The sequence below is a fragment of the Kitasatospora dryopteridis genome, assembly GCF_050749075.1.
Lineage (GTDB): Bacteria > Actinomycetota > Actinomycetes > Streptomycetales > Streptomycetaceae > Kitasatospora.
Genome location: NZ_CP192749.1, coordinates 7,721,077 through 7,743,935, shown reverse-complemented (window position 1 = coordinate 7,743,935; position 22,859 = coordinate 7,721,077). Strand labels below are relative to the sequence as shown.

Annotated in this window: 30 protein-coding genes and 1 pseudogene; 5 read left to right on the top strand and 26 right to left on the bottom strand. The window is 73.8% G+C overall.

Features of this window, described 5'->3' with window-relative positions; genetic code table 11:
* Window positions 1–147 precede the first annotated feature (147 nt).
* From ACQ614_RS35240 to ACQ614_RS35230, 3 genes are all read right to left on the bottom strand, one after another.
* Window positions 148–939 (bottom strand): maleylpyruvate isomerase family mycothiol-dependent enzyme, encoded by a 792-nt coding sequence (locus tag ACQ614_RS35240; RefSeq protein ID WP_431683185.1) that lies wholly within the window; start codon window positions 937–939, stop codon window positions 148–150.
* Window positions 940–1,605: 666 nt separating this feature from the next.
* On the bottom strand, window positions 1,606–2,139 hold the full coding sequence (locus ACQ614_RS35235) for a ferritin-like domain-containing protein (protein ID WP_431683184.1): 534 nt from the start codon (window positions 2,137–2,139) through the stop codon (window positions 1,606–1,608).
* Between the two features lie 134 nt (window positions 2,140–2,273).
* Entirely contained in the window at window positions 2,274–2,663 is a 390-nt protein-coding gene (locus ACQ614_RS35230) for a DUF6343 family protein (protein WP_431683183.1), read from the bottom strand.
* Between the two features lie 161 nt (window positions 2,664–2,824).
* Between ACQ614_RS35230 and ACQ614_RS35225 the strand changes: the two genes are divergently transcribed.
* Window positions 2,825–4,693, top strand: coding sequence for a transketolase (locus ACQ614_RS35225; protein WP_431683182.1), 1,869 nt, complete (start codon window positions 2,825–2,827; stop codon window positions 4,691–4,693).
* Window positions 4,694–4,793: 100 nt separating this feature from the next.
* Here the strand turns inward: ACQ614_RS35225 and ACQ614_RS35220 are convergent, their stop codons facing one another.
* The gene (locus ACQ614_RS35220) at window positions 4,794–4,952 is read right to left on the bottom strand and encodes a hydrophobic protein (protein ID WP_431683181.1); all 159 of its coding nucleotides are present in this window, start codon (window positions 4,950–4,952) and stop codon (window positions 4,794–4,796) included.
* Window positions 4,953–5,042: 90 nt separating this feature from the next.
* Here ACQ614_RS35220 and ACQ614_RS35215 point away from each other — a divergent pair, with 90 nt between their 5' ends.
* Both ACQ614_RS35215 and ACQ614_RS35210 read left to right on the top strand, forming a co-directional pair.
* A complete protein-coding gene (locus tag ACQ614_RS35215; RefSeq protein ID WP_431683180.1) occupies window positions 5,043–5,414 on the top strand; it encodes a low affinity iron permease family protein in 372 nt (123 codons plus the stop codon).
* Between the two features lie 104 nt (window positions 5,415–5,518).
* On the top strand, window positions 5,519–6,082 hold the full coding sequence (locus tag ACQ614_RS35210; RefSeq protein WP_431683179.1) for a hypothetical protein: 564 nt from the start codon (window positions 5,519–5,521) through the stop codon (window positions 6,080–6,082).
* Between the two features lie 30 nt (window positions 6,083–6,112).
* On the opposite strand, the gene ACQ614_RS35205 is transcribed toward ACQ614_RS35210, so the two are convergent.
* The 21 genes and pseudogenes from ACQ614_RS35205 to ACQ614_RS35105 form a co-directional block, all read right to left on the bottom strand.
* A complete protein-coding gene (locus ACQ614_RS35205) occupies window positions 6,113–7,168 on the bottom strand; it encodes a proton-conducting transporter membrane subunit (protein WP_431683178.1) in 1,056 nt (351 codons plus the stop codon).
* Window positions 7,165–7,461, bottom strand: coding sequence for a cation:proton antiporter (locus ACQ614_RS35200; RefSeq protein ID WP_431683177.1), 297 nt, complete (start codon window positions 7,459–7,461; stop codon window positions 7,165–7,167). Before ACQ614_RS35200 ends, ACQ614_RS35205 begins: the two co-directional genes overlap by 4 nt.
* A gap of 43 nt (window positions 7,462–7,504) precedes the next feature.
* A complete protein-coding gene (locus tag ACQ614_RS35195) occupies window positions 7,505–7,786 on the bottom strand; it encodes a monovalent cation/H+ antiporter complex subunit F (RefSeq protein ID WP_431683176.1) in 282 nt (93 codons plus the stop codon).
* Entirely contained in the window at window positions 7,783–8,244 is a 462-nt protein-coding gene (locus ACQ614_RS35190; RefSeq protein ID WP_431683175.1) for a hypothetical protein, read from the bottom strand. The genes ACQ614_RS35195 and ACQ614_RS35190 overlap by 4 nt, the downstream gene beginning before the upstream one ends.
* Window positions 8,245–8,499: 255 nt before the next feature.
* On the bottom strand, window positions 8,500–9,576 hold the full coding sequence (locus ACQ614_RS35185) for an SDR family oxidoreductase (protein ID WP_431683174.1): 1,077 nt from the start codon (window positions 9,574–9,576) through the stop codon (window positions 8,500–8,502).
* A 176-nt stretch (window positions 9,577–9,752) separates the two neighbouring features.
* Complete coding sequence (locus ACQ614_RS35180; RefSeq protein ID WP_431683173.1) at window positions 9,753–10,055, bottom strand: gas vesicle protein K; 303 nt, start codon at window positions 10,053–10,055, stop codon at window positions 9,753–9,755.
* Window positions 10,052–10,318 (bottom strand): gas vesicle protein, encoded by a 267-nt coding sequence (locus ACQ614_RS35175; protein ID WP_431683172.1) that lies wholly within the window; start codon window positions 10,316–10,318, stop codon window positions 10,052–10,054. Before ACQ614_RS35175 ends, ACQ614_RS35180 begins: the two co-directional genes overlap by 4 nt.
* A 6-nt stretch (window positions 10,319–10,324) precedes the next feature.
* Window positions 10,325–11,170, bottom strand: a complete 846-nt coding sequence (locus ACQ614_RS35170; RefSeq protein ID WP_431683171.1) for a GvpL/GvpF family gas vesicle protein — start codon at window positions 11,168–11,170, stop codon at window positions 10,325–10,327.
* Window positions 11,167–11,598 (bottom strand): gas vesicle protein, encoded by a 432-nt coding sequence (locus ACQ614_RS35165; protein ID WP_431683170.1) that lies wholly within the window; start codon window positions 11,596–11,598, stop codon window positions 11,167–11,169. The genes ACQ614_RS35170 and ACQ614_RS35165 overlap by 4 nt, the downstream gene beginning before the upstream one ends.
* The gene (gene gvpO / locus ACQ614_RS35160) at window positions 11,595–11,852 is read right to left on the bottom strand and encodes a gas vesicle protein GvpO (protein ID WP_431683169.1); all 258 of its coding nucleotides are present in this window, start codon (window positions 11,850–11,852) and stop codon (window positions 11,595–11,597) included. Before gvpO ends, ACQ614_RS35165 begins: the two co-directional genes overlap by 4 nt.
* A 260-nt stretch (window positions 11,853–12,112) precedes the next feature.
* The gene (locus ACQ614_RS35155) at window positions 12,113–12,937 is read right to left on the bottom strand and encodes a GvpL/GvpF family gas vesicle protein (RefSeq protein ID WP_431683168.1); all 825 of its coding nucleotides are present in this window, start codon (window positions 12,935–12,937) and stop codon (window positions 12,113–12,115) included.
* Window positions 12,937–13,371, bottom strand: coding sequence for a gas vesicle protein GvpJ (gvpJ, locus tag ACQ614_RS35150; RefSeq protein ID WP_431683167.1), 435 nt, complete (start codon window positions 13,369–13,371; stop codon window positions 12,937–12,939). The genes ACQ614_RS35155 and gvpJ overlap by 1 nt, the downstream gene beginning before the upstream one ends.
* Window positions 13,372–13,377: 6 nt before the next feature.
* A complete protein-coding gene (locus ACQ614_RS35145; RefSeq protein WP_431683166.1) occupies window positions 13,378–13,743 on the bottom strand; it encodes a hypothetical protein in 366 nt (121 codons plus the stop codon).
* Between the two features lie 265 nt (window positions 13,744–14,008).
* Complete coding sequence (locus ACQ614_RS35140) at window positions 14,009–14,965, bottom strand: TIGR03557 family F420-dependent LLM class oxidoreductase (protein ID WP_431683165.1); 957 nt, start codon at window positions 14,963–14,965, stop codon at window positions 14,009–14,011.
* A 138-nt stretch (window positions 14,966–15,103) separates the two neighbouring features.
* Window positions 15,104–15,739, bottom strand: coding sequence for a glycoside hydrolase family 15 protein (locus ACQ614_RS35135; protein ID WP_431683164.1), 636 nt, complete (start codon window positions 15,737–15,739; stop codon window positions 15,104–15,106).
* The gene (locus ACQ614_RS35130; RefSeq protein ID WP_431684109.1) at window positions 15,649–16,530 is read right to left on the bottom strand and encodes a glycoside hydrolase family 15 protein; all 882 of its coding nucleotides are present in this window, start codon (window positions 16,528–16,530) and stop codon (window positions 15,649–15,651) included. Before ACQ614_RS35130 ends, ACQ614_RS35135 begins: the two co-directional genes overlap by 91 nt.
* A gap of 119 nt (window positions 16,531–16,649) precedes the next feature.
* Window positions 16,650–18,259, bottom strand: a pseudogene (locus ACQ614_RS35125) (thiamine pyrophosphate-requiring protein); the annotation flags it as partial.
* Window positions 18,260–18,399: 140 nt separating this feature from the next.
* Window positions 18,400–18,651 (bottom strand): gas vesicle protein GvpG, encoded by a 252-nt coding sequence (locus tag ACQ614_RS35120; RefSeq protein ID WP_431683163.1) that lies wholly within the window; start codon window positions 18,649–18,651, stop codon window positions 18,400–18,402.
* A 12-nt stretch (window positions 18,652–18,663) separates the two neighbouring features.
* On the bottom strand, window positions 18,664–19,374 hold the full coding sequence (locus ACQ614_RS35115; protein ID WP_431683162.1) for a GvpL/GvpF family gas vesicle protein: 711 nt from the start codon (window positions 19,372–19,374) through the stop codon (window positions 18,664–18,666).
* Between the two features lie 5 nt (window positions 19,375–19,379).
* On the bottom strand, window positions 19,380–19,823 hold the full coding sequence (locus tag ACQ614_RS35110) for a gas vesicle structural protein GvpA (protein ID WP_431683161.1): 444 nt from the start codon (window positions 19,821–19,823) through the stop codon (window positions 19,380–19,382).
* 88 nt (window positions 19,824–19,911) lie between these two features.
* Window positions 19,912–20,307: a gas vesicle protein gene (locus tag ACQ614_RS35105; RefSeq protein ID WP_431683160.1), complete on the bottom strand. Its 396-nt coding sequence runs from the start codon at window positions 20,305–20,307 to the stop codon at window positions 19,912–19,914.
* A 165-nt stretch (window positions 20,308–20,472) separates the two neighbouring features.
* Between ACQ614_RS35105 and ACQ614_RS35100 the strand changes: the two genes are divergently transcribed.
* Window positions 20,473–20,958, top strand: a complete 486-nt coding sequence (locus ACQ614_RS35100) for a phage holin family protein (RefSeq protein WP_431683159.1) — start codon at window positions 20,473–20,475, stop codon at window positions 20,956–20,958.
* Window positions 20,955–21,422 carry a DUF3618 domain-containing protein gene (locus ACQ614_RS35095; RefSeq protein ID WP_431683158.1) on the top strand — a complete coding sequence of 156 codons (468 nt, stop codon included), beginning with the start codon at window positions 20,955–20,957 and terminating at the stop codon, window positions 21,420–21,422. The genes ACQ614_RS35100 and ACQ614_RS35095 overlap by 4 nt, the downstream gene beginning before the upstream one ends.
* Window positions 21,423–21,709: 287 nt before the next feature.
* Here ACQ614_RS35095 and ACQ614_RS35090 read toward each other — a convergent pair whose 3' ends face one another.
* Window positions 21,710–22,855 (bottom strand): inorganic phosphate transporter, encoded by a 1,146-nt coding sequence (locus ACQ614_RS35090; protein WP_431683157.1) that lies wholly within the window; start codon window positions 22,853–22,855, stop codon window positions 21,710–21,712.
* Window positions 22,856–22,859 lie beyond the last annotated feature (4 nt).

The window sequence follows — 22,859 nt, the reverse complement described above, 5'->3', positions numbered from 1 at the left end:
TGCCCGGTGCGGGCCTCTTGGCATTGCTCCACGCCACACTCCTGGAGCGGCCCGTCCACGCCCCGCTCCTCCTCGTGACACGCCGCCCTTGAGGCGGCGAGCACGGCCGCCCCGCCCGTCCCCGCTCCCCCGCCGGCCCCGGCGGACTCAGAACGCGGAGTTGGCGAACCAGTGCGCCAGCAGCTCCCCGTCCCCCTCGTACGCAACGGCGTCGGCGCCGAGGGAGAGGCGGCCGTAGACGAGCAGCAGGAGGTCGGCCGCGGTGCCCCGGACGGTCGCGTCCGCGGTGCCCGATCCGTCATCGGCGGGGTCGAGCCCGAAGCCGTCCGGCCGCAGCCGGACCAGCCAGCCGGCGTCCCCGTCGGTCGTACGGAACCGGATCGTGCGCCCGTCCGCGCGGAGGTCGGCCACCCTGGGGGCGAAGAAGCCGGCGAAGGGGAGGTTCACCAGGAACTCGTCCACGCCGTCGGCCGCGAGCGCGCGGTCGATCTCCGGCCGCACTCCGAGGGCGAGCTCCGCGTCGGCCCGGTGCACCAGGGTCTCGAACAGCATCCGGCGCGCCCAGAACCGTGCGTGCTGGTCGGCGCCCCACGCCCACATCGGGGTGTCCGGGCCGGTGGCCCGGAACGCGTCCGCCGCCACCGCCGCGCTCCCGGCCAGCCAGTCGGCCCACCCGCCGTCCCCGGCCGGAAGCTGCAGGTCGACGTCGCGGCTTCGCGGCGGCTCCTGGATGCGCCCGTGCAGCAGCACCGAGAACCAGCGCTGCACGCTGCCCGCATGCCTGACCAGGTCGGCCAGCGTCCAGCCGGGGCAATTCGGCACCGGGGTTGCGAAGTCGGCGCCCTGGACCGCTGCCGCAAAGCGGGCGGTCTCCACGCCGACGGCCGCACGGTGGTCGATCGGGGCGGACCCGGGGACCGGGCGGACGGACGTCGTCATAGTGGTCGTGCCTCTCTGGACGGAGCGGTGTTCCGAGCGGATCGAAGGTCTCTGCGGATGCGAACCTCGCGTGCCGACTCGACCGTAGACTCAATAGTTCATATGGTCAACCATTGAGCTCGCCACTCGATCCGTGTCCGACATCACCTTCGGGCGCGAAGCCGCGAGGGGTTGCGGACGCCCGCTCAGCCGGCCTTTCGCCTCCGCCTCCCGCCGGTCGTGCGCGTGGCCCCGTTCACCGGACGGACGGAAGAACAGCCGGGCATCGGCGACGTCTGCAGTCGCGGCGGGCATCTTGCTGGGGATGCAGCCTGTTCCGACCGTGCAGGCCGACGGCTGAGCCCGTCGAGGAAGTACGAGAGCGCTGCGCGCCGGAGCCGATCGGCCGTAGACGCTCCGTCAGTACGGCAGCGGGCGGCCCGAAGGGGTCCGCAGATCGAGCGGGGGCCGCGGGCGGCCTCGACCGGGCCGTACGGTGATCCGAATCCTGGTCATCACCCTCACCTCCTGGGTCCTCGGGCTCGGAGTACGTCTGCCCGGCCCGTGGCCGCTCCACGCATACAACTACTCTGCGCGGCAGGGTGACTTCGGTGTGGAGGCCGTGAAGCGCGCTTCCGCCGAAGGCAGTCGGGCCCGGGCGGGGCCGACTGCCTTCGGCGGCACACCCTAGACGGCCAGCAGGTCCGTCAGGTCGTCGGCGTGTTCCTCCTCCTCCTCGAGGATCGACTCGATGAGGCGCCGGGTGGTCGGGTCGTGGTCGCCGAGCCAGCGGGCGATCTCCTGGTAGGTGGAGATGACGATCCGTTCGGCCAGCAGGTTGTGCTCCAGCATGGCCTTGAGGTCGCGGCCCGCCGGCGTGGTGTAGTCGGTGTGGGCGCGCCCGGCGATGGTGGCGGGATCGAAGTCCGGTTCGCCGCCGAGCTGGGAGATGCGTCCGGCCGCGCGCAGGGCGTGCTGCATCTCCGCGGCGGCGTGCTCGGTGAACTCGGCCGCCACCTGTGCCCGGTCGATGCCGGTGGCGGAGATGGCGTGCCGGGTGTAGCGCAGCCAGCAGACCACCTCGGTCGCCACGACGTCGTTGAGGACGGCGATCACCTTGTCGGCGTCGAGGCCGTAGGTGGCGGTGACGGGCCCGTCGGCCATCTTCTGGCGGGCCTCGTCCCGGATCCGCGTCACATCGATGACGAAGTCGTCGGCCATGGGAACTCCCAACAGGGTCTCGAACAGGTCCCGCCACGCCTTCCCCGGCACCGGCCGGGGCACTCGGGCCGGCGCCAAATCCACCGGTTCGCCGTACAGGCCGGGCTCCCGGCCGGAGCTCCCCGGGATCGCGGTCACCGGTCCCGGCGCGGCGCCCGGCCCTGGCCTGCGGCCATCCGGCGGCGGATCACCATCAGGTCGAGTGCGGCGATTCCTGCGAAGGCCACGCAGACCGCGGCGAAGACGGCGAACGTCCAGCGGTTGGGCGCCGGGCCGGTGCCCTCCAGCCCGGCGATGACGGAGAACGCCACCGCGCCGAACACGAAGATGCCCAGGAAGACCCGGGAGAGCAGGCGCCTCAGTTCCAGATCGGTGCGCGCCGTCACCGGCTCGCTGCCGCGGCGCACCGGCCCCTGGGGCCGCCACTGCGGTGTCGTGCGACCGGGCCCGTGCGGGGTGTGCGGGAAGTCGTGCCGTTCCCCGGGCCTGCGGTCGCCGTGCGGGGTGTGGTTCCGGCTGGTCATCGGGGGCTCCTTGCTGCCGGCTGCTCCTCCTGGCGGCTGCCCGTTCCGGGGCCCGGCACGCGGGTCCGCCGGGCCGGATTCCGGTGGCGCCCCATTCCGGCTGTGCCTGATTCCGGTGGCGCCGACCGGGCAGGCGCGGGAGAAGACGGAAGGAGAGCGCCATGGCCGCCGAACGCACACTCACCGCTCCGATCGATCCCGGCACCGATCTGCGGCACGTCTTCGAACTCGCCCAGCAACTTCGGGTCGATGCGGTGCGGGCGAGCACTGCGGCGGGGTCGGGACACCCGACGTCCAGCCTGTCGGCCGCCGACCTGATGGCCGTCCTCATGGCGCGGCACCTGCGCTACGACTGGCTCGACCCGGGCAATCCGGCCGCCGACCACCTGGTCTTCTCCAAGGGCCACGCCTCCCCGCTGCTGTACGCCATGTTCCGGGCCGCGGGTGTCGTGGGCGAGACCGAGCTGCTGACCACGTACCGCCGCATCGGTGCCCGCCTCCAGGGCCACCCCACGCCGGTGCTGCCCTGGGTGGACGTGGCCACCGGTTCGCTCGGCCAGGGCGTGGCGTACGGGGTGGGCATCGCGCTGGCCGCCCGCGAGCTGGACGAGCAGCCGTCCCGGGTGTGGGTGCTGTGCGGGGACAGCGAGATGGCGGAGGGCTCGGTCTGGGAGGCGCTGGGCGCGGCGGGTCGCCACCGCCTGGCCAACTTCACCGTGATCGTGGACGTCAACCGCCTGGGGCAGTGCGGGCCGACCGAGTTCGGCTGGGACACCGACGCGTACGTGCGGCGGGCGGAGGCGTTCGGCTGCCGCGCGGTCACGGTGGACGGCCACGACCTCGAGGCCGTCGACCGGGCCCTCTCCGAGGCCTCGGACGGCGCGGCGCCCACCGTGGTCGTCGCCCGGACGGTCAAGGGCCGGGGCGTGTCCGAGGTCGCGGACGCCGAGGGCTGGCACGGGAAACCGCTGCCCGAGGACCTCGCCGAGCGGGCCGTCGACGAGCTCGGCGGGGTGCGCGGGCTGACCGTGCGCGGGCCCCGTCCGCCCGCCACGACCCCCCGACGGACGGCCCGCCCCGGCCCGGTCGACCTGCCGCGCTTCGAGATGGGCGAGAAGGTCGCCACCCGGTCCGCCTTCGGCAAGGCGCTCGTCGCGCTCGGTGCCCGGCCGGAGATCGTCGTCCTCGATGCCGAGGTCGGCAACTCCACGCACACCGAGGACTTCGCGAAGGCCCACCCGGAGCGGTTCTTCCAGCACTACATCGCCGAGCAGCAGATGCTCGCCACCGCCGTCGGCATGGCCGTGCGCGGCCACCACCCGTACGCCGCCACCTTCGCCGCCTTCCTCACCCGCGCCCACGACTTCGTCCGGATGGCCTCGGTCTCCCGGGTCACCATGACCCTCTGCGGCACGCACTGCGGGGTGGAGATCGGCGCGGACGGGCCGTCCCAGATGGGGCTGGAGGACCTGGCGATGATGCGCGCCGTGCACGGCTCCACCGTGCTCTGCCCCAGCGACGCCACCTCCGCCGCCGCGCTCACGGCCGCCGCGGCCGACCTGGACGGCATCTCCTACCTGCGGGCCACCCGCGGCGCCTACCCGGTTCTCTACGGCCCCGACGAGACCTTCCCGGTCGGCGGGGCCAAGGTCCTGCGCTCCGGCGAGCACGACCGGGTCACCCTGGTCGGCGCGGGCGTCACCCTCCACGAGTGCCTGGCCGCCGCCGACCTGCTGGCCGAGGAGGGCACGGCGGCGCGGGTCGTCGACCTGTACTCCGTCAAGCCCGTGGACGGCGAGACCCTCGCCCGGGCCGTCCACGACACCGGCCGCCTGGTCGTCGTGGAGGACCACCGCCCCGAGGGCGGTCTCGGCGAGGCCGTGCTCGGAGCCCTCGCCGAACGCGGCCTGTGCCCGGCGTTCGCCCACCTCGCCGTGCGGACCCTGCCCGGCTCCGGCACCTCGGCCGAACTCCTGGACGCCGCCGGCATCTCCCGCACCCACATCGCCGCCGTGGCCCGGCGCCTGTGATGCACGGCCACACGCGCAGCTCGGCGGGGCCGGGACACCTCGGTGCTCCCGGCCCCGCCGACCCTGCCTCAGGCGTTCTCCGTGAGGCGGCCGTCCCTCGTCACCATCGGTACCACCGGGAACCCGAGGGGCCCCGGACGAAGAAACCCACCACCCACAGGACCAGGGCGACCAGCGCGACCCACCACAGCAGGTGGAGGGCGAACCCGGCGCCGAACAGCACCAGGATCAGCAGCAGTACAAGCAACAGCGCAACCATCTTCGATCACCTTCCCGATCGGCGTGTGCCCGGCCGTCACCGGGATAATCCACACAGTTTCCGAACGAATGGGGACGAAAGGACGGGGCCATGACCCTGCAGCATCCGGCACGGAAGGGCGAGGACGGCCGCAGGGGCCGGTTCGAGCAGTTCGCCGAGCTGGCGTCGAACTTCACCAGCTCACCCCTCTTCGCGGTCCTGTGCCTGCTGCTGGTGGCGGCGTTCGTCGCGGTGCACGCGGCGGGACTCTCCGCGGAGACGCAGCTCGTGGTCGGGGACGCGATGGCCGCGGTCACGCTGCTGCTGCTGGCCATGCTGAAGAACTCGGAGCGGCGCGCCGAGCACGCGATCCAGCGCAAGCTCGACGCGATCGCCGAGGCGCTGCTCGAACTCCAGGAGGGCCAGCCGGGCGAGGCCCACGACCGCCTCCGCGAGGCCGTCGGCATGGAGGAGCGCCTGTAGGCGCACACGCGGCCCCGCCGTGTCGTTTCCGCCCCGCCCCACCGGGCAGCCGCCCCACCAGAACTCCGGAGCGGGCACGCCACAGCAGACGAAGGAGCGGCACGATGTCGGACCCGAACGGCGAGCGGCTGCTCGCCATCTACCTCAACGACCATCTGGCCGGCGCGTACGGCGGTGCGGCCCTGGCGGCCCGGATCGCGCGCGAGCACCCGACCGGACCGGATGCGCCCGATCTGCGCGGCCTGGCCCGCGAGATCGCCGAGGACCGCGACGAACTCGTCCAGCTGATGCAGACGCTCGGCGTACGGCCCCGGCGGCACCGGATGGCCATGGGCGCGGTCGCCGAGAAGGCCGGCCGGCTCAAGCTCAACGGGCGGCTGTTCCGCCGCTCCCCGCTGAGCGACCTGCTCGAGACCGAGGCCATGCGCTCCGGCGTCCAGGGCAAGATCGCGCTGTGGCGGGCCCTGCAGGCCGTGGCCGATGACGACCTCCTGACCGCACGGCTGGAACGGCTGGAGGGCAGGGCCCGCGGCCAGGCGGAGATCCTCGACGCCCGGCAGTCCGAGGCCGCTGCCGTGCTGCGGCGCGCCGTCGCCGAGGCATGGCCGGCGGCCGGACGCCCCGATCCCGTCCACGGCATGAGGCCGCAGCATGCCGGGCGACGTTGACCCTCACGGGCCGTCCGGTGTGCCCGGCGGTCAGCTCTGGGCGGCAACGGCCGCGCACAGCACGGCGATGCCCAGGGCGAGCCACGCCAGGTAGTCCCCGAGGTGCCCGGAGTGCAGGCGCCGCAGGCCGCGGACGGCCCGTTCGGCGGGGCGCAGCGCGGGCCGGGGGTCCGGCCGCCGGGACACGGTGAAGAGCGCGAGGGCGACGGCGAGGCCGGCCGGGAGGCAGCCCAGGGCGAGCCCGGGCGCAGCCCACCAGGCGGACTCCTCCGCGTGGGAGACGGTGGCCGTTCCGGCGGTCACGGCGGCGCGGTAGGCCTCGGGATCGGTGAACGCCGCTGCGCCGTGCGCCAGGGCGGGCACGACGGCGGGGAGGCTCCCGAGAAGCAGGGCGAGGAGGAGCAGCACCCCGGGGACGGCGAGCATGGCCGGCGGCAGTGGCCGCTCGGCGGCGCGGATCTCCGGTTCCTCGCCCTCGCCGGTGATCTCCTCCTCGCCGGGCCCGGCCTGCGGCGCGGGGCCGGCGCCCCAGAAGATGCGGAGGGCGGCGCGGAGCACCGCGGCCCCGGGGGCGGCGGACGCGACGACGAACACGGCGGGCAGCCAGGGCAGCCAGTGCCCGGCGTCCTCCTCGGTCGGGGCCTTGCCGAGGCCGGTGCCGAACGGCGGGAGCCCGGTGAGCGCCAGGGCGCCGACCACGAACAGCACTCCCGTCGGGCGCATGGCGCGCGCCCTGCCGTACAGCCCGTGCTCGTCGACCGAGCCGAAGCGGTCGAGCAGCGCCCCGGTCAGGCCGAACAGGGCGGCCTTGGCCAGGCCGTGGCCGGCGACGTAGACGGCAGTCCCGGTGAGGCCGTGCGGGGTGAGCAGGGCGATGCCGACGAGGAACAGGCCGACGTGGCTGATGGTGGAGAACGCCAGGAGCCGCTTGAGGTGGCGCTGCTGCCAGCACATCAGCGCACCGGCCAGGCCCAGGCCCAGGGCGGCGAGCACCACGGCCTGGCGTGCCGGGTCGCGGGTGAGCACCGCCACCGTCGCGGCCACGACGACGGACGCCAGCGCGGCCCCGATCAGCCAGTCGTTCACTCCGCTCCCCCGCCCTCGGCCTGCCGCGAGGCGCGGCCGACCGCGATCGTGGTCACCGTGCCGCCGACGGCGAACAGCAGACCGATGAACAGCGTCTTGACGGCCGCCCGGCCCGGGCCCTGGTCGACGGCCACCGCCGCCGCGATCAGCGGCACCCCCGCGCAGGACGCCGGTGCCAGTGCGTGCAGGCGCGTCAGCGTCCCGCGGAGCCGGACGAGGGCGACGGCGGACAGCAGAACGAACCCCACTCCCGCCCACAGCAGCACCAGTGCGACGACATGACTCGGCGTCATCCCTCTCCCTCGGACGGTCGGTGGTCCATGCGCGGACGGGCGGTCACGTTCCGCCGTCGCGGTCCCGGTCCTCGCTCCGGCCTGCCACGAACCGGGTGAAAACGAGAGATCCGGCGGGGGCGAGGACGGCCAGTACCAGTGCGAGGTCCTGGTAGGAGGACCGGCTGTAGGCCTGGGGCAGCAGGAGGAAGACCGCGCCCGTCACCGTCGACAGCAGACACGCCCCGGCGAGGCGGCGCACCGTCGTACCGCGCGAGACCACCCATCCGCAGGCGGGCACGGCCGCGACCAGCAGGACCAGGGCGGCCGCCGTCCACGCGTTCACCGGCGCTCCCCCGGGTCGGCCGGCGGGCATTCCACCAGCAGGCGTTCCATCGGCCCCGGGCGGTCGCCGAGGGTGTGCACCAGGGCGTCGTCGCCGTGCGGCATGTCGATCACGCAGGTGTCCGGCGAGGCGGCCAGCGCCGCACCGGCCCAGCCCGGATCGCTGCCCTCGCGGATGACGACGTGGTGCAGCCGTGCCCCGCCCTCGTTGCGGCGTGCCAGGGCCGACAGCAGGGCCGCACAGCCGCGCAGGACGGACCAGGGCAGCCGGATCGCGGCCCGCCCCGCCCGGCGGGCACCGTGCCACTCGGTGCCGGCGGCGAGGCGCATGGCCCGCGCGGCGAAGGCCGCGCCGAGTGCGGCCAGGGTGGCGACCAGCAGTTCGACGGGCGAGACGGTGCTGATCAACACCACCGTCAGACCCGTCAGTACGCACCACCACACGGCGATCTCGACCATGCGTCCCTCTCCTCCGACGACGTTCTCGGGCAGCACCACCGGCGGGCGGCGGGTGTCAGTCGGGGGGCTCGGGTGGCTTTTCGGGGTCGGGCGGGCCGGGTTCCGTTTCCTTGTCCGGGGGTTCCGGCAGGGGCGGGTCCGGTGGCGGGGTGGGGGTGCCGGGCGGCGCGGGCGGGTCGGGAGGGACGGGGGGTTCCGTACCCTCGGCGGGCTCGTACCGGCGTTCCGGGGCAGCGGTCTGGTTGCGGTGCACGGTCACACACTCCTCTCCGGTTCCTGCGGTGCCTGCGGGCCGGGCATCCGTGATGCGAACCCGGGCAGGGCCGCCCGCAAACCCGGTATCACCCGTCCGGCCGCACGCCGGACGCCGTCGGCGAGCGCACCCAGGCCGTGGGCGGCCTGCTGCTGGCGGCTGCGGGCGCGGGCGCGGTCGTCGAAGCGGCCGTGCGATCCGTGGTCCTCGGCCGTGTCGACGGGGCGGAACAGGTTGTCGGGCGCGTCGGCCCGCCGGGGCTCGCCGCTCTGCTGCGAGGCGAAGCCCGTCCGGGCCAGGTAGCGGTCCAGCAGGCCCGGCGCGACGGCGTTCGCCAGCAGGGTGGCGACGGTGCTGCCGCCGACCCAGTACTCGCGCCGTTGCGGGTGGTCGGCGGCGTGGAGCACCGCGCGGGCGGCGACCTCGGGCTGGTAGATCGGCGGCACCGGCTGCGCCTGCTCGGGCAGCCGCGAGCGCACCCAGTCGAACTGCGGCGTGTTGACCGCGGGCATCTGCACCATCGTCGTCCGCACCCGGGTGCCGGAGGCCAGGAGTTCGCAGCACAGCGCCTCGTGCCAGCCCTGCAGGGCGTGCTTGGCACCGCTGTAGGCGCTCTGCAGCGGGATGCCGCGGTAGGCGATGGCCGATCCCACCTGTACGACCGTCCCGTGGTTGCGGGGCAGCATCCGGCTCAGGGCCGATCCGGTGCCGTACACGTACCCGAGGTAGGCGACCTCGGTGACCCGGCGGAACTCCTCGGGGTCGATCTCCGTGAAGGGCGCGAAGATCGAGGCGAACGCGTCGTTGACCCACACGTCGATCGGGCCGAGCTCGTCCTCGGCCCGCTGGGCGGCGGCTTCGACGGCGTCCGGGTCGGCGACGTCCGCCTCGATCGCGATCGCCTTCGCGGCCCCGGCCTGTTCGGCCTCGCGGACGGCGCCGTCCAGCCCGGCACGGCCACGGGCGATCAGGGCGAGCCGGTCCCCGCGTTCGGCGAAGGCGACGGCACAGGCGCGGCCGATGCCCCCGCTCGCGCCGGTGATCACGACAGTGCGGGCGTCGGAGGGACGGTCTCTCATACCGTGCGGCTTTCCGGTCCGCCGGACGGCAAACGGGGGCAGTCGGGGTGCGGGCGTCGGGACGGCCTTCGTCAAGCCGTGATCTGGACGGCGGCCCGCATCCGGATTGCGCAGTTCCCGCGCCCCTGATGGGGCACCCGCGTGGGCAGTGGAGACACGTCCATGGGTACACCGGCTCAGTCCCGGGAGAGCAGGGGGCCGAGGGGCCCGAGGTCGATGTTGAGGTCTTCGGGGGTCAGGCCGAAGTGGTCGCGCAGTTCGGCCATCCGTTCCTCCAGGGCCATCAGCGTGCGGCCGAGGGCCTCGATCCGGTCGTCGGAGAGGTCGCCCTGGTCGATCCGGCGCAGGGCCTGGCGTTCCATCAACTGACGGATCAGCTCGACCAGGGTGAGTACGAGCGCGGCCAGGTCGCGGCCGACGGACTCCGGGTCCAGTTCGATCCGGCGGCCGGGCTGTCGGCCGTCGTGCGGGGCGGTCACGGGAGCTCCCGGTGCGGCCGGCCGCCGTCGGGCGGGCCGGGGTCCCAGAGGTCCGGGTCGGTCTCGGCGGCGAGGGTGCTGACCGAGGCGACCAGCGCCCGGAGGCTGATCCGGACCAGGTCGACGTCCGCGATGCCGAGGGTGATCTCACCGACGACGACCACTCCCCCGGCGAGCAGCCGGTCCAGCAGGTCGACCAGCGCGATGCGGCGGTCGTCCACGGGGTACGGGACGGTCCGGGCCACCTCTCCGGCGCCGGTCACGGCGGATCACCCGCCCTCGGCCGGCGCGGAACCGGTCACCGGTTCGGCCGGTTCGGCCGGTTCGGCGGGTTCGGTGTCGATCTCGACGAAGGAGTACGGCGGCCAGGGCCCGGTGAGCTCCATGCGGACACCGGTGAACCGGCGGCCGAGCTCGGTGACGGCGGCGCCGAACCCGGCGGCCCGCGCGTGCTCCACCAGGTAGGCGCCGTTGAGGAGCATCGGGGCGGCCCGTCCGCTCGCCTCGGCGGACTGCAGCGGGTGCTCCGTAGCCTCGTCCGCAAGGGCGGCCAGGGCCGCGTGGATCTGCCGGGCACGCTCGTGGGCCTGCTCGAACCGGTGGGCCCGGTCGTCGCGCTGGGCGCGACGGCGCAGCAGGTACGCGGTGCCGGGGCGGTCGTCGGCCACGGCGGCGCCGTCCGGCGGGTCGGCGGTGGGGGCGTCCGGGGCGGGTGCGTCCAGGTAGGCCTTGACGCCCCATTCGTCGCGGTCGGCGACCCGGTCCAGGGCAGCCTGCAGGCGTTCTCCGGCGCCGCGGAGGAAGGAGACGGCACCGCGGTCGTCCCGGTAGAGGGTGGCGAAGCGCAGGGGCAGGGTGCGCCGGGTACGGGCGAGTTCGGCGATCACCCGGTGGTGGGACCGGACGGCGGCCTCCAGCCAGCGCAGGTCCGCCAGGTGCTGCTGCAGGGCCCGCTCGTCGAAGTCCTCCCGCGGCACGGAGCCGACCACCAGGGCGAGGCCCGGTGCGGTGAGGGGGCGCAGCGGCTCGCCGGCCACACCGGTCAGGCCGTCGAGGATTCCGTCCGCGACGTCGGGGACCACGGCGTAGACCCAGGTGAGGCCGGAGACGGTCATGGCTCGCTCCTGGTGCTGCGGCGGCGCCGGACGGGCGGCGCCTCGTCGGCCTGATCGCCGTCGGCGGCCGCGCGGTCCGTGCGGTCGCGGTCGGCGGTGCGGGCGGCCTCGAGTTCGCCGATGCGCTCGCGCAGGCGGCGGTTCTCGAGGGAGAGGTCGTGTTTGCCGGAGGAGAGCGAGGGGTCGTGCTCCCACCAGTCGATGCCCATCTCCCGGGCGCGGTCCACGGAGGCGATCAGCAGCCGGATCTTGACGGTGAGCAGTTCGATGTCGAGCAGGTTCACCCGGATGTCGCCCGCGATGACGATGCCCTTGTCGAGGACGCGTTCCAACAGGTCCGCCAGGTTGGCGGAGGGGGCTGGCGCCATGGCGCCGCGGGACTGCGGCGCGTAGCTCCGGTCGGGCGTCCAGGGGGTCGGCTGGGTCATGAGTCCTCCTCGGTCCGACCGCGGAGGTAGCGGCGTTCGCGGCGGAAGGAAACAAGGTCGCCGTCGTCGTCGAGGACGATCCGGTAGACGGCCAGGATGTCGTTCGAGTCGGGGACGCGGCGGGCCTCCAGTACTTCGACGCCGACCTCCCAGCCCTCCTCTCCGCGGTCCAGTGAAGTGATGCCCTCCGGTGTGCGGCCGGTGAGGTCGCCGACCTGGGCCGCGGCCCGGGCCGCGGCCCGACGGGCCGTCAACCCGGTCGTCCCGCTGCGCGGAGCCGGCCGCCGGGCAGGCCGGGCGTCGACACGATCAGGCGCCTCGGCGGTGCGGCGGCGCCGCGGAGGGCCGTCCGGCGGCTCGGCCGGGGGTGCCCGCCGCGGACGGCGGTCGGCCGGCCGGTCCGGGCGGTCGTCGGCCGCAGGACGGGGGTCGCGTACGGACACGGCTCACACCTCCGGGTACCTGCCGGGCATCGCGGGCGGCGGGGTGGGCAGTCCGGTGACGAGGCCCATGGCTACCGGTTCCCTTCCGCCGTCCCGGCGATCTCGGCTGCGAAGTCGTACGGTGCGATCGGCCCGAGCAGGCGGACGCGCAGGCGTCCGGCCCAGCGGCGGGCCAGGTCCTCCGCGGCCTGCTCGAAGTCGGTGCGCGCGCCGTCGCGGACGAGGAAGGCCGCGCTGAAGCCCTGCTCGGCCACGTCGGGCTCGGCGGGGGCGAAGGCTGCGGCGTGCGGGGCGAGGCTGTCGGCCAGGACGGCGGCGTCCTCGTCCCGGTGGGCCGCGACCTCCCCGGCGACGAGCTCGCCGAGGCGTATCCGGTGGTAGTGGCCGGCCTCCTCGGACAGTGCGGCGACGTCCTGGCGGAGCCGGGCGATGTCCGCGCGGTCCGCCAGGATCTCGCGGAGGAGCTCGTCCTGCCGGTAGTCGCAGCGCACGGTGAACTGTGCGTGCCCCTCGATCTCCTGGAGTGCGTCGTGGAACTCCTCCTCGTACGGGTCGAGGAGGTCCGCCGCGACGGTCTCGGTGTCCCGGACGACGGCGCCGAAGCGCATCGGCAGGACGGCGTTGCGGGCGGCCGCCAGGGTGTCCAGCACGTCGGCGTGGGCGCGCAGGTCCGCGGCTGTGCCGAGCGGCCGGTCCACGGGGACGGTGCTGACCACGGCGGCCACCCGACCGCGGCCGACCAGTTCGACCGGCGCCGACGGGTCGGTGACGCCCTGCAGCCGGTCCGGCAGCGGGGTGCCCGCGGGCACGATGCCGTAGACGTAGCAGGCCTGCGGGTCCGCGCCGCCATTGCCGGTGGCAGTGGGGGCGGCCCGGGTCCGGTGCTGTGCGGCCATCACTCCTGCTCCCGTCGCCGTGCGGCCGGACGGGCGCGGTTGCGCGGCCGCTCCTCCGGCTGCTCCCCGTCCTCGTCCTCGTCGCCGCCGCGCCGACCGCCGGCCGCATCGACGGTGTTCTCCTCGGCGCCCTCCAGTGCACCCTTGGTCCTGTGCTCGGCGCCCTGCTGCCCGTCGTGCACCGGCTCGGGCAGTCCGCGGCTGTCGTCGGCGGCGAGGCCGAGCCGGTTGACTGCCTCGGCGAAGCGGAGGTACGTGTCGATACTGGCCACCACCACGCGGGCGTCGACCGTGAGCAGTTCGACGCCGATCAGGGAGACCCGGACATAGGCGTCGATGACCAGGCCCTTGTCCAGGATCACATCGACGACGTCGGCGAAACTGCTCGACGTGGGGCGGTCGAGGTAGGGGTCGGCCCGGGTGGCTGTCGCCATGGTCCGTCACCTGCTTCCGGCAGGCACCCTGGGGCGGGAGCGGGGAGCGGGCTCCTCGTCCTCGGCACGGCCGGAGGAGGAGCGCAGGGACTCGGTCCGGCGCTGGAGCGAGTCGGTCAGCACGTCGACACGGTTGCCGGCCGCCGCGACGGCGGCCTTGCGGCCGGCGCCGGCCAGTTCGCCGCGCACGTTGCCGGCCGGCTGCCGGAGCTGCGGCGAGGACTCGAGCAGGCCACCGAGGAGCGCTGCCGGATCGGCGGTCAGGCGTTTGCCCGCAGCCATCCCGGCGAGGGCCATCGCCCATCGGGCCTTGTGCCGGCGCCCGAGAAGGTAGCCCGCACCGACGGCTGCGACAGGCTTCGCATTCTTCATTGTCCGTCCTACGGGATGGTCTGTCCTACGGGATGGAAGTCAACGTCGTCGATCCGTCGGGCATCGAGGATCCGTCCAACGAAGACTCTGCCCCGCCTACCCGGCTACCTTCATCACAAACGGTGAGGAATTCAGCGCCAAGGAAGCGGCGTACCGGACATATCGCCCTCGCGCGTCACTCTCGGTTGCGATCTGGCGCTGTCCGGCCGGGCGCGGCGCGGCACCGTGTACCGTGCGTGCCCGATCGCCGCCGGCGCAGGCCCGGTCAGCCCTGCAGGACCGGCAGGACGAGTTCGCGGTAGGCGTCGAAGAACATCGCCTGGTCGGGCCCGATCTGACCGACGTACACCTCGTCGAACCCGGCCCGGGCATAGGCACGCACCGTGTCGATGTGCTCCTGCACGTCGTCACCGCAGGTCACCGACTCCTCCACCATTTCCGGGGTGACCAGTTCCGCGGCCTGCTCGAAATGCGCGGGCGTGGGCAGGATCTGGGCGAGTTCACCGGGCAGCAGCTCGCTCGGCCACAGGCGGTGGACGGTGTCGACGGCCTTGTCGCGGTTGCTGCTCCAGCAGACCTTCACCCCGCCGACCACCGGCTTGCCCGCGCCGCCGCCCTCCCGGAACGTGCCGACCAGGTCGGCGTCCGGGGTCATGGTGACGAACCCGTCGCCGATCCGGCCCGCCAGCTCTGCCGCGTTCGGCCCGAACCCCGAGACGTGGACGGGCAGCGGCCCGTCCGGCGCGGTGTACAGACGCGCGTTGTCGACCGTGTAGTGGCGGCCGCGGTGGCTGACCTGGCGGCCGGTGAACAGCTCCCGCATCACCGCCACCGCCTCCTCCAGCATGGCGGCCCGGTCGTCGAACGACGGCCACAGGTCGCCGTGGATGTGCTCGTTCAGCGCCTCGCCGGTGCCGACGCCGAGCGTGAACCGCCCGCCGAGCAGCACGCTGGAGGTCGCCGCGGCCTGCGCGGTGACCGCCGGGTGCAGCCGCACGGTGGGGCAGGTCACCAGCGTGGTCACCGGCAGGTCCACCGTCTGCGACAGGGCTCCGATCACCGACCACACGAACGGGCTGTTGCCCTGCGCGTCGTTCCACGGGTGGAAGTGGTCGGAGATCGCCAGCCGCGTGAAGCCCGCCTGCTGCGCCCGCTTCGCCTGGTCGATCAGTTCGGCGGGGGTGAACTCCTCGCACGACAGGAAGTAGCCGTACTCGGTCATGGCGTACCGGTCCTCTCTGCGTCTCCCCCTCTGCCTGCGCCTGTGCCTCCCCTGTGCGGCGGCTACCCCGGCCGGCACGGCGGACACCACACCCAGAGCCGCAGCCGCACGGCCCGCGCCGCCCCGCCCGCCGCCGCGTCAGACCACCCCGGCGAGGCGGACGGAGGTCTCGAGCAGCAGCGCGTGGACGAACGCCTGCGGCAGGTTCCCGCGCAGCTGGCGCTGGGCGACGTCGAACTCCTCGGCGTAGAGCCCGGCGGGCCCGCAGGCGGCCCGGTTGCGTTCGAACCAGCGGACGGCCTCGACGGTGTTGCCCTGCTGGTGCTCGGCCAGCGCCATGGCGAAGCCGCACAGCAGGAAGGCGCCCTCGGCGTCCTCCAGCGGGCGCTCGTCGTGGCGGAAGCGGTACACGTAGTGGTCCTGGACGAGGTCGGCCCGTACGGCGCGCAGGGTGGCCGCGGTCCGCGGGTCGCCGGCCGGCAGGGCGCCGCGCACGGCGGGCAGCAGCAGTGCGGCGTCCACCCCGGGGTCGGTCGGGGCGCGCTGCCAGCGGCCGGAGGGGTGCAGGCTGTCGGCCGCGGTGTCGGCGACGATCCGGTCCGCGAGCGCCTCCCGGTGCCCGGCGCGGCCGCTGTCGGCGGCGGGCGCCTCTGCCGCCACGGCGCGCAGCCCGGCGGCACAGATCAGCCGGCTGTGGGCCCACCGGTCGTCGTGGAGTTCCCAGATGCCCGCGTCGGGATCGTGGCGGCGGACGGCAATGGCGTCCGCCGCCACGAGGGCGGCCTGCCGTCCGTCGGGCCGAGCCGGTCGCGGCGGGCCGCGGCCGCGAACAGCAGCAGGCACTCCCCCAGGGCGTCCAGCTGGAACTGCCGGTTGACGTGGTTGCCGACGACGTCGAAGCCGCCCGGGTAGCCGGGCAGGTCGAGGGTGCGCAGGTCGGGCACGGCCGCCCCGGCCGCCGTGTAGGCGGGGGCGAGGGCCGGGCCGTCGGCCAGCAGGCGGGCGGTGACGAACCGCACCGAGTCGTCGAGGAGCGGGTGTACGCCTGCGAGGGCCGCGGCCTGGCCGATGAAGCACTGGTCGCGGATCCACACGTAGCGGTAGTCGTAGTTGCGGCCCTGCTCGGCCCGCTCCGGGAGGCTGGTGGTGGCGGCCGCGACCGCGCCGCCACCGGACGTCGTCAGGCCGCGCAGCACGGCGACGGCGTGCCGGGCGTCCCGGCTGCCGAGGACGTGCGGCAGGCCGGGCACGCAGGCGGCCCAGGAGTCCTCGGTGGCGCGCCACAGCCGGCCGGCGGGCTCGGGTGCGGGCAGCGGCCGGTCGGAGACCTCGAGGACGAGGTCGTGGTGCGCGCCGGGCTCCAGCCGTACGGCCGTGCGGAGCGCAGCCTGCCCCGGCCCGTCCGCCCGCGCATCGGGCGCCCCCGTCCAGCGCAGGTGCAGGTTTCCGGTCCGTCCCGTCCAGCGGCCCGACCCGTCCCGATGGGCGTCGCGCAGCGGCTGTGCGCCGAAGCCCGCTGCCGGGTGCAGCCGCACGTCCACCTGCGCCTCGCCGTCGACGGCCATGATCCGGCGCAGCAGCACGGCGCGGTGCGGGTCGCCCGGGCGGGCGAGGGCCTCGCGGCATTCGGCGATGCCGGAGGTGGTGGTCCAGCGGCTGCGCCAGATCAGGCTGCCGCTCTCGTAAACGGCCGGTCGGCGGCGAGTGCCTGACGCCACACCGGTTCCACGTCCTCCGGCTGCTCGACCCGTACGCCGTACAGGCCCATCAGGACGGCGATGTCGGCGTACCGCAGGTCGGGCAGGCTCTGCGAGGTCTCGAACGGCGGGACGCCCTCCATCGCGCGCATCTCCCAGGTGACCTGGTTGAGGTCGTGGTTGTTGAGGACGGCGACGACCAGCCGCGGGTCGGACCACTCCTGGTAGTACTTGGCCGCGGTGATCAGCTCGGCGAGGCCGTTCATCTGCATGGCGCCGTCGCCGACGATCGCGATGGCCGGCCGGTCGGGGTGGGCGAACTTCGCGCCGATCGCGTACGGCACGCCCGCTCCCATGGTGGCCAGGGTGCCCGAGAGGGAGCCGCGCATGGTGCCGCGCATCCGCAGGTGCCGGGCGTACCAGTTCGCGGCGGAACCGGAGTCGGCGGCGATGATCGCGTCCTCGGGCAGCAGGGCGTCCAGGGCGTGCACCACGTGTTCGGGGTTGAGCGGGTCCGCGGCCACCTCGGCGCGGCGCTCCATGACCTCCCACCAGCGGGCCGTGTTCTCCTCGACCGTCCTGCGCCAGGTGCGGTCGTCCTTGCGTTCCAGCAGCGGGATCAGGCGGCGCAGCGTCTCGGCGGCGTCGCCGACGAGGTTGGCCTCGAACGGGTATCGCAGCCCCACCATGGACGGGTCCAGGTCGATCTGGACGGCGCGGGCCCGGTCGAACTCGGGCAGGAACTGCGTGTACGGGAAGCTGAAGCCCGCCACCAGGAGGGTGTCGCAGTCCCGCATCAGCTCGTAGGACGGGCGGGTGCCCAGCAGGCCGATCGACCCCGTCACGTACGCGAGGGTGTCCGGCAGGACGTCCTTGCCCAGCAGTGCCTTCGCCACTCCGGCGCCGAGCAGGTCGGCGACCTCCTCGACCTGGGGCCGGGCGTGCCGGGCGCCCTGCCCGACCAGCATCGCGACCTTCTCGCCGGAGTCGAGGATCTCCGCCGCGCGGGCGAGGCCTCCTCGGCGGGAATCGGGGCGTAGCGGCCGACCCCGAGGCTGGAGGGGACCTGTTTGAAGGCGTGGGCCGGGGGCTCGTACTCCAGTTCCTGCACGTCGGCGGGGACGATCACCGCGGTGACGGTGCGTCGGGTCGCGGCCACCCGCATGGCCCGGTCCAGGACGTTCGGCAGCTGCTGGGGGACGGTGACCATCTCGCAGAACTCCGAGGCCACGTCCTTGTAGAGGGTGAGCAGGTCGACCTCCTGCTGGTAGCAGCCGCCCATGGCGCTGCGGTCGGTCTGGCCGACGATCGCGACCACCGGGACGTGGTCGAGCTTGGCGTCGTACAGGCCGTTCAGCAGATGGATGGCGCCGGGGCCGGACGTCGCCGCGCAGACCCCGGTCCGTCCGGAGAACTTGGCGTAGCCGACGGCCTGGAAGGCGGCCATCTCCTCGTGGCGGGCCTGGACGAACCGCGGCCTGTCCTCCGCCCTCCCCCATGCGGCGAGCAGCCCGTTGATGCCGTCGCCCGGGTAGGCGAAGACGTGTTCGACGTCCCATTCCCTGAGGCGCTGCAGTATCCGGTCGGAGACCTTCATCGGCCGACTCTTCCTCTTCCCACCGTTGCGTCGGGGGCGGCGCAGCCCGTGTCCGGGCGGGCGGCCCTGGAGGGCGCGTAACCGCTGGGACGGTGGGAAAATCCCCGGATCGGAGGAGTCACAGGGCGGGCGCCGTCGGCTCAGCGGCCTCGTGACGCCCAGTACCGGTGGATCTCGTCGAGCCGGTCCAACAACTCCTCCTCGTGCTGCTCGAAGGTCTCTTCGTCGATGCGTCCGGCGATGAGGTCCTGCTCCAGGGCCTTGAGTGCTTCCTCCACCGGCGCCGGGTCGTAGAACTTCTGCTCGGCGGCCTCCGCGACCCGTTCCACCACCCACACCACCCCGCGGACGGGGGCCAGCGGAAGGGTCACCAGTCCGGTGATGAGACCCATGGCGCACCCCCCTCAGACGAAGCTGTAGGGCGGGAGCGGTCCGTGCACCCGGAAGGTGTAGTCCTCGCCCCAGAGCCGGGCCAGCTCCGACGCCGCACTGCGGAAGTCGTCCTGGCGGGTCTTCTCGACCAGGAACGAGCCGCTGACGAAGTCGTTCCCGGCCGGCTCGTTCTCGTAGACCTCACGCGCCAGGGGGCGCAGCGCCTCGATGGCCGCGGCCGCGGCGGACCGGTTGCGGGCCTGGATCTCGCCGGCCAGCAGCTCGCCCAGCCGCATCTTCGGCGCGGGGTCGCTGCTCTGTCTCGATTCCTCGTTGAGGCGTCGGGCCTCGGCGGAGTCGCGGAGGATCTGCCGCAGCAGGGCCTCCTCCTCGCACGCGGCCTTGACGAGGTACTCGGCGCAGCCGTCGAGCGCGGCCAGCCGCTCCCGGTAGGAGTCGACCTGTTCCCGGAGGACACCGAGGACCTCCTGCTCGTCGGAGGCGACGGCGCCGAAACGCAGCGGGAGGACGGCTCCCTCGTCCATCAACTGTTCCAGCACGGCCTGATGAGCCATCAGGTCGCGCCGGCGTGCCCGGAGCCCTTCCGGTGCTTCGCTGACGACGGCCTTGAGGCCCGATTCGGCGAGAACGCGCAGTTCCTCGGGAGGGGAGCCGACCCCGGTCATCTCCTGCAGCTGTGCGGGATGGGTGTCGGCGGTGATGGCGTAGACGTAGACGGCCACGGCTCTCACTCGTCCTTCGACCGGGTGGACCGCCGGGCGGGGCGCCGCCTCTCCCGCGGCTCGGGCTCGGGCTCGTCGCGCTCCTCGAAGCGTTCGCGGATGCTGTCCGTCACCGCTTCGACCGCTCCGGTGATCGCCCCTTTGCTCTTGCCACGGGCTCCGCCTTCGGTCATCTCGCCGACCAGCTCGGGGAGTTTGGTGGGGGCCTTGCGCCCGGACTCCAGATCCAGCCGGTTGCAGGCCTCGGCGAATCGCAGGTAGGTGTCGACGCTGGCCACCACCACACGGGCGTCGACCTTCAGGATCTCGATCCCGACCAGCGACACCCGGACGAACACGTCGATGACCAGTCCGCGGTCGAGGATCAGTTCGATGACGTCGTACAGCGTGCCGGTGCTCCCACCTCCTGCCACGGCACTGGTTCCACCGCTCTGCGGCACCACGGTCATGGGGACTCCTTTCCACAGGCGCGCCCCGCATCGCGGCGGCTCCGCCCGGCCTGCGCCGGCCCCACCGGTGCATCTGCTGCACCCGGTGTCAGCTACGGCGCCGGTCGACCTCGGCCCGCGTGTAGCGACGCGTCCTCTCGTACCCGATCAACTCCCCCTCGGCGTCGAGCAGCACCCGGTAGCTCGCCATCACGCTGCTCGTCTCCGGAATGCGTTCGAGTTCCACCACCTCCACTTCGGCCTGCCAGCCCTCGTCGGTGCGCCGGATTCCGGAGACCGACTCCGGTGCCCGGCCGAGGAGCTCCGCCAACTGTGCTGCCGCGGTCCGCATCGCGCGGGCGGCCGACACCGGCCGACGGTCCGAGGATGTTGCACGGGCAGCCCGGTCGCTGTCTGCCTCGCGCGCAGAACCGCCGCGCGCAGAATCACCGCTACGGGTCGGCCGTTGCGGCCGACGTCCGGTATCCCGGGCTTCGTGGGGCATACGCGTGTCCCTCCTCTGCAAGCAATAGGCCGCTCCTACCCGGATCGACCACTTCAAACAGGAGTCCGGTGGCTGCCGACCGGTCGGCGGAACGGGGTTTGCCGGGCGGATGTGCGGTCACCCGCCAGGAGGGGATGCCCGAACGCGGACGGAGGGAACGGCAACGTGAACACGAGCGTGAACACCGGACGGCCCGCACCGGCGCAGCGGCCGCACGGCACGGTCGACGGCAGCAGCCCGCACATCGGTCGCGGCCCGAAGGCCGGAAGCACCAGGACGGTGAACGAACTGGTGCACGAAGTGACCGGCCTGGCGTCGCAGCTGGTGCGGCAGGAGGTCCAGCTCGCCAAGGCGGAGTTCACCGAGAAGGGCCGGCGGACCGGCAAGGGCGGCGGGCTCCTCGGCGGCGCCGGGCTGCTCGCGGTCATCGGTCTGCAGGCCTTCGTCGCGGCCTCGATCGCCGCGCTGGCCATGGTGATACCGCTGTGGGCCGCGGCCCTGGTCGCGGGCGGCGCCCTGATGCTGATCGCGGCCGTGCTCGCGCTGGCCGGCCGCCGGCAGCTGGGGAAGGCGGGATCGCCCGTACCCGAGCAGGCCGTCGCGACCACCAGGACCGACATCGACATGATCAAGGAGCGTGTGCACCGATGACCGGGAAGAACCGCACCGACGGGGCCGGCCCCACCACGGCGGACCTCGCCTCGCAGATCGCCGACACCCGCGACCGGCTCGCCGACACCGTCGAGGAACTCGCGGCGAAGGCCGACGTCGGCGCACGGGTGCGCGACGCCGCCGAGCAGGTCAGGGAGCGCGCCGGCCGCGCCGCCGGGCATGCCAGGGAACGGGCGGGCCGAACGGCCGACCATACCCGGCACGCCCTCGAGGAACGGATCGACAGTGCCGGCCACACCCTGCGCGCGAGCGGATCGCGGATGAAGGAGCAGGCCTCGGCCCTCACCGGGACGGCCGGAGCAGCGGTCGGCCGGCACTCGGAGAGCTCCGCCCGCGAACTCGCCCTCCAGACCGCCCGGTACGGCGGTCCGGTGCTCGCCGCGGTCGGCGGTGCCATGCTCGGCACGGCCGCAGTCCTGGCCCTGGCCCGCCGCCGCTGCTGACCCGGGGCGGGGGCCGCTCCCGGCGGTCGGCGGTGCGGTCAGCTGTGGTTGACGATGACGGAGATGCCCCAGCCGATCGCGGCGAGTACCACCGCGAAGCAGACGCCCGCGACGGTGCGGCCGAGCGGGCCTGCGGAGGAGCGCCCGGCGGTGGCACTGCCGGCGCGGGCCGCGGGTTGAGGGCCCGCACGCCGATCGCGAACAGGGCGGGCAGGCCGGCTCCGGCGAGCAGCCCCACCACGATGATCCTCCAGAGCGCCTCCAGGTTGATCCAGGAGTTCACGGCGTCACCTTCTCCATGCGCGACGCGGGACGACCGAGCCCGTCCACGCGGCGTTGACGTTCTCCGGGGTGACGGCCGGGCGGCGGGACGCCACGAAGAAGGCGATGGAGGCCAGCACCAGCACGACGGCGATCACCACCACTCCGGTGGTGCCCCCGATCCCGTTCGCGACCCAGTAGGCCAGCGCGCCGACGATCGCCGAGGCCGGGAGCGTGAGCAGCCAGGCCGCCACCATCCGGTGGGCGATGTGCCAGCGCACCACCGCGCCCTTCTTGCCCACCCCCGCACCGAGGATCGACCCGGTGGCCACATGGGTGGTGGAGAGCGAGTAGCCGAAGTCCGTGGAGGAGAGGATGACCGCGGCGGAGGCCGATTCGGCGGCCATCCCCTGCGGTGCCTCGATCTCCACGAGGCCCTTGCCCAGTGCCCGGATGACCCGCCAGCCGCCGATGTAGGTCCCCAGGGCGATCGCCACGGCGCAGGAGGCGATCACCCAGGTCGGAGCGCTCGCTCCGCTGTGCAGGGTGCCGTTGGCGATCAGCGCCAGGGTGATGACGCCCATGGTCTTCTGCGCGTCGTTGGTGCCGTGGGCGAGCGACACCATGCAGGCCGAACCGACCTGGCCCAGTCTGAAGCCGTGCCGGCGCGGTCTCTCGGCCACGTCGCGGGTGAGGCGGTAGACGAGATAGGTGCCGAGTGCGGCGACCGACCCGGCGATGAACGGCGACAGCGCGGCGGGCACGATCACCTTGGCGACCAGGCCCTGCCACTTGACGGCGTCGGCTCCGGCCGCCGCGATGGTGGCCCCGACCACGCCGCCGATCAGGGCGTGCGAGGAACTGGACGGGATCCCGAAGAACCAGGTGGTCAGATTCCACAGGATGCTGCCGGCCAGGCCCGCCATGACCACGGCCAGCGTCACATCGGCATTGTCGACCAGGCCGCTGGCGATGGTCGCGGCGACCGCGGTCGACAGGAACGCGCCGACCAGGTTCAGCAACGCCGACACCGCGACCGCGACACGCGGCCGGAGAGCCCCGGTGACGATCGAGGTCGCCATGGCATTGCCGGTGTCGTGGAACCCGTTGGTGAAGTCGAAGCCCAGGGCGGTGGCAACCACCAGTGCCAGGACGACGTCGTTGCCGGTCACGAGA

Excerpts from the sequence above, each read along its gene's own strand:
- ACQ614_RS35240 (WP_431683185.1), bottom strand. The coding sequence starts at position 939 with ATGACGACGTCCGTCCGCCCGGTCCCCGGGTCCGCCCCGATCGACCAC.
- ACQ614_RS35235 (WP_431683184.1), bottom strand. The coding sequence starts at position 2,139 with ATGGCCGACGACTTCGTCATCGATGTGACGCGGATCCGGGACGAGGCC.
- ACQ614_RS35230 (WP_431683183.1), bottom strand. The coding sequence starts at position 2,663 with ATGACCAGCCGGAACCACACCCCGCACGGCGACCGCAGGCCCGGGGAA.
- ACQ614_RS35225 (WP_431683182.1), top strand. The coding sequence starts at position 2,825 with ATGGCCGCCGAACGCACACTCACCGCTCCGATCGATCCCGGCACCGAT.
- ACQ614_RS35220 (WP_431683181.1), bottom strand. The coding sequence starts at position 4,952 with ATGGTTGCGCTGTTGCTTGTACTGCTGCTGATCCTGGTGCTGTTCGGC.
- ACQ614_RS35215 (WP_431683180.1), top strand. The coding sequence starts at position 5,043 with ATGACCCTGCAGCATCCGGCACGGAAGGGCGAGGACGGCCGCAGGGGC.
- ACQ614_RS35210 (WP_431683179.1), top strand. The coding sequence starts at position 5,519 with ATGTCGGACCCGAACGGCGAGCGGCTGCTCGCCATCTACCTCAACGAC.
- ACQ614_RS35200 (WP_431683177.1), bottom strand. The coding sequence starts at position 7,461 with ATGACGCCGAGTCATGTCGTCGCACTGGTGCTGCTGTGGGCGGGAGTG.
- ACQ614_RS35190 (WP_431683175.1), bottom strand. The coding sequence starts at position 8,244 with ATGGTCGAGATCGCCGTGTGGTGGTGCGTACTGACGGGTCTGACGGTG.
- ACQ614_RS35185 (WP_431683174.1), bottom strand. The coding sequence starts at position 9,576 with ATGAGAGACCGTCCCTCCGACGCCCGCACTGTCGTGATCACCGGCGCG.
- ACQ614_RS35170 (WP_431683171.1), bottom strand. The coding sequence starts at position 11,170 with ATGACCGTCTCCGGCCTCACCTGGGTCTACGCCGTGGTCCCCGACGTC.
- ACQ614_RS35165 (WP_431683170.1), bottom strand. The coding sequence starts at position 11,598 with ATGACCCAGCCGACCCCCTGGACGCCCGACCGGAGCTACGCGCCGCAG.
- ACQ614_RS35155 (WP_431683168.1), bottom strand. The coding sequence starts at position 12,937 with ATGGCCGCACAGCACCGGACCCGGGCCGCCCCCACTGCCACCGGCAAT.
- gvpJ (WP_431683167.1), bottom strand. The coding sequence starts at position 13,371 with ATGGCGACAGCCACCCGGGCCGACCCCTACCTCGACCGCCCCACGTCG.
- ACQ614_RS35145 (WP_431683166.1), bottom strand. The coding sequence starts at position 13,743 with ATGAAGAATGCGAAGCCTGTCGCAGCCGTCGGTGCGGGCTACCTTCTC.
- ACQ614_RS35140 (WP_431683165.1), bottom strand. The coding sequence starts at position 14,965 with ATGACCGAGTACGGCTACTTCCTGTCGTGCGAGGAGTTCACCCCCGCC.
- ACQ614_RS35130 (WP_431684109.1), bottom strand. The coding sequence starts at position 16,530 with ATGGCCGTCGACGGCGAGGCGCAGGTGGACGTGCGGCTGCACCCGGCA.
- ACQ614_RS35120 (WP_431683163.1), bottom strand. The coding sequence starts at position 18,651 with ATGGGTCTCATCACCGGACTGGTGACCCTTCCGCTGGCCCCCGTCCGC.
- ACQ614_RS35110 (WP_431683161.1), bottom strand. The coding sequence starts at position 19,823 with ATGACCGTGGTGCCGCAGAGCGGTGGAACCAGTGCCGTGGCAGGAGGT.
- ACQ614_RS35105 (WP_431683160.1), bottom strand. The coding sequence starts at position 20,307 with ATGCCCCACGAAGCCCGGGATACCGGACGTCGGCCGCAACGGCCGACC.
- ACQ614_RS35095 (WP_431683158.1), top strand. The coding sequence starts at position 20,955 with ATGACCGGGAAGAACCGCACCGACGGGGCCGGCCCCACCACGGCGGAC.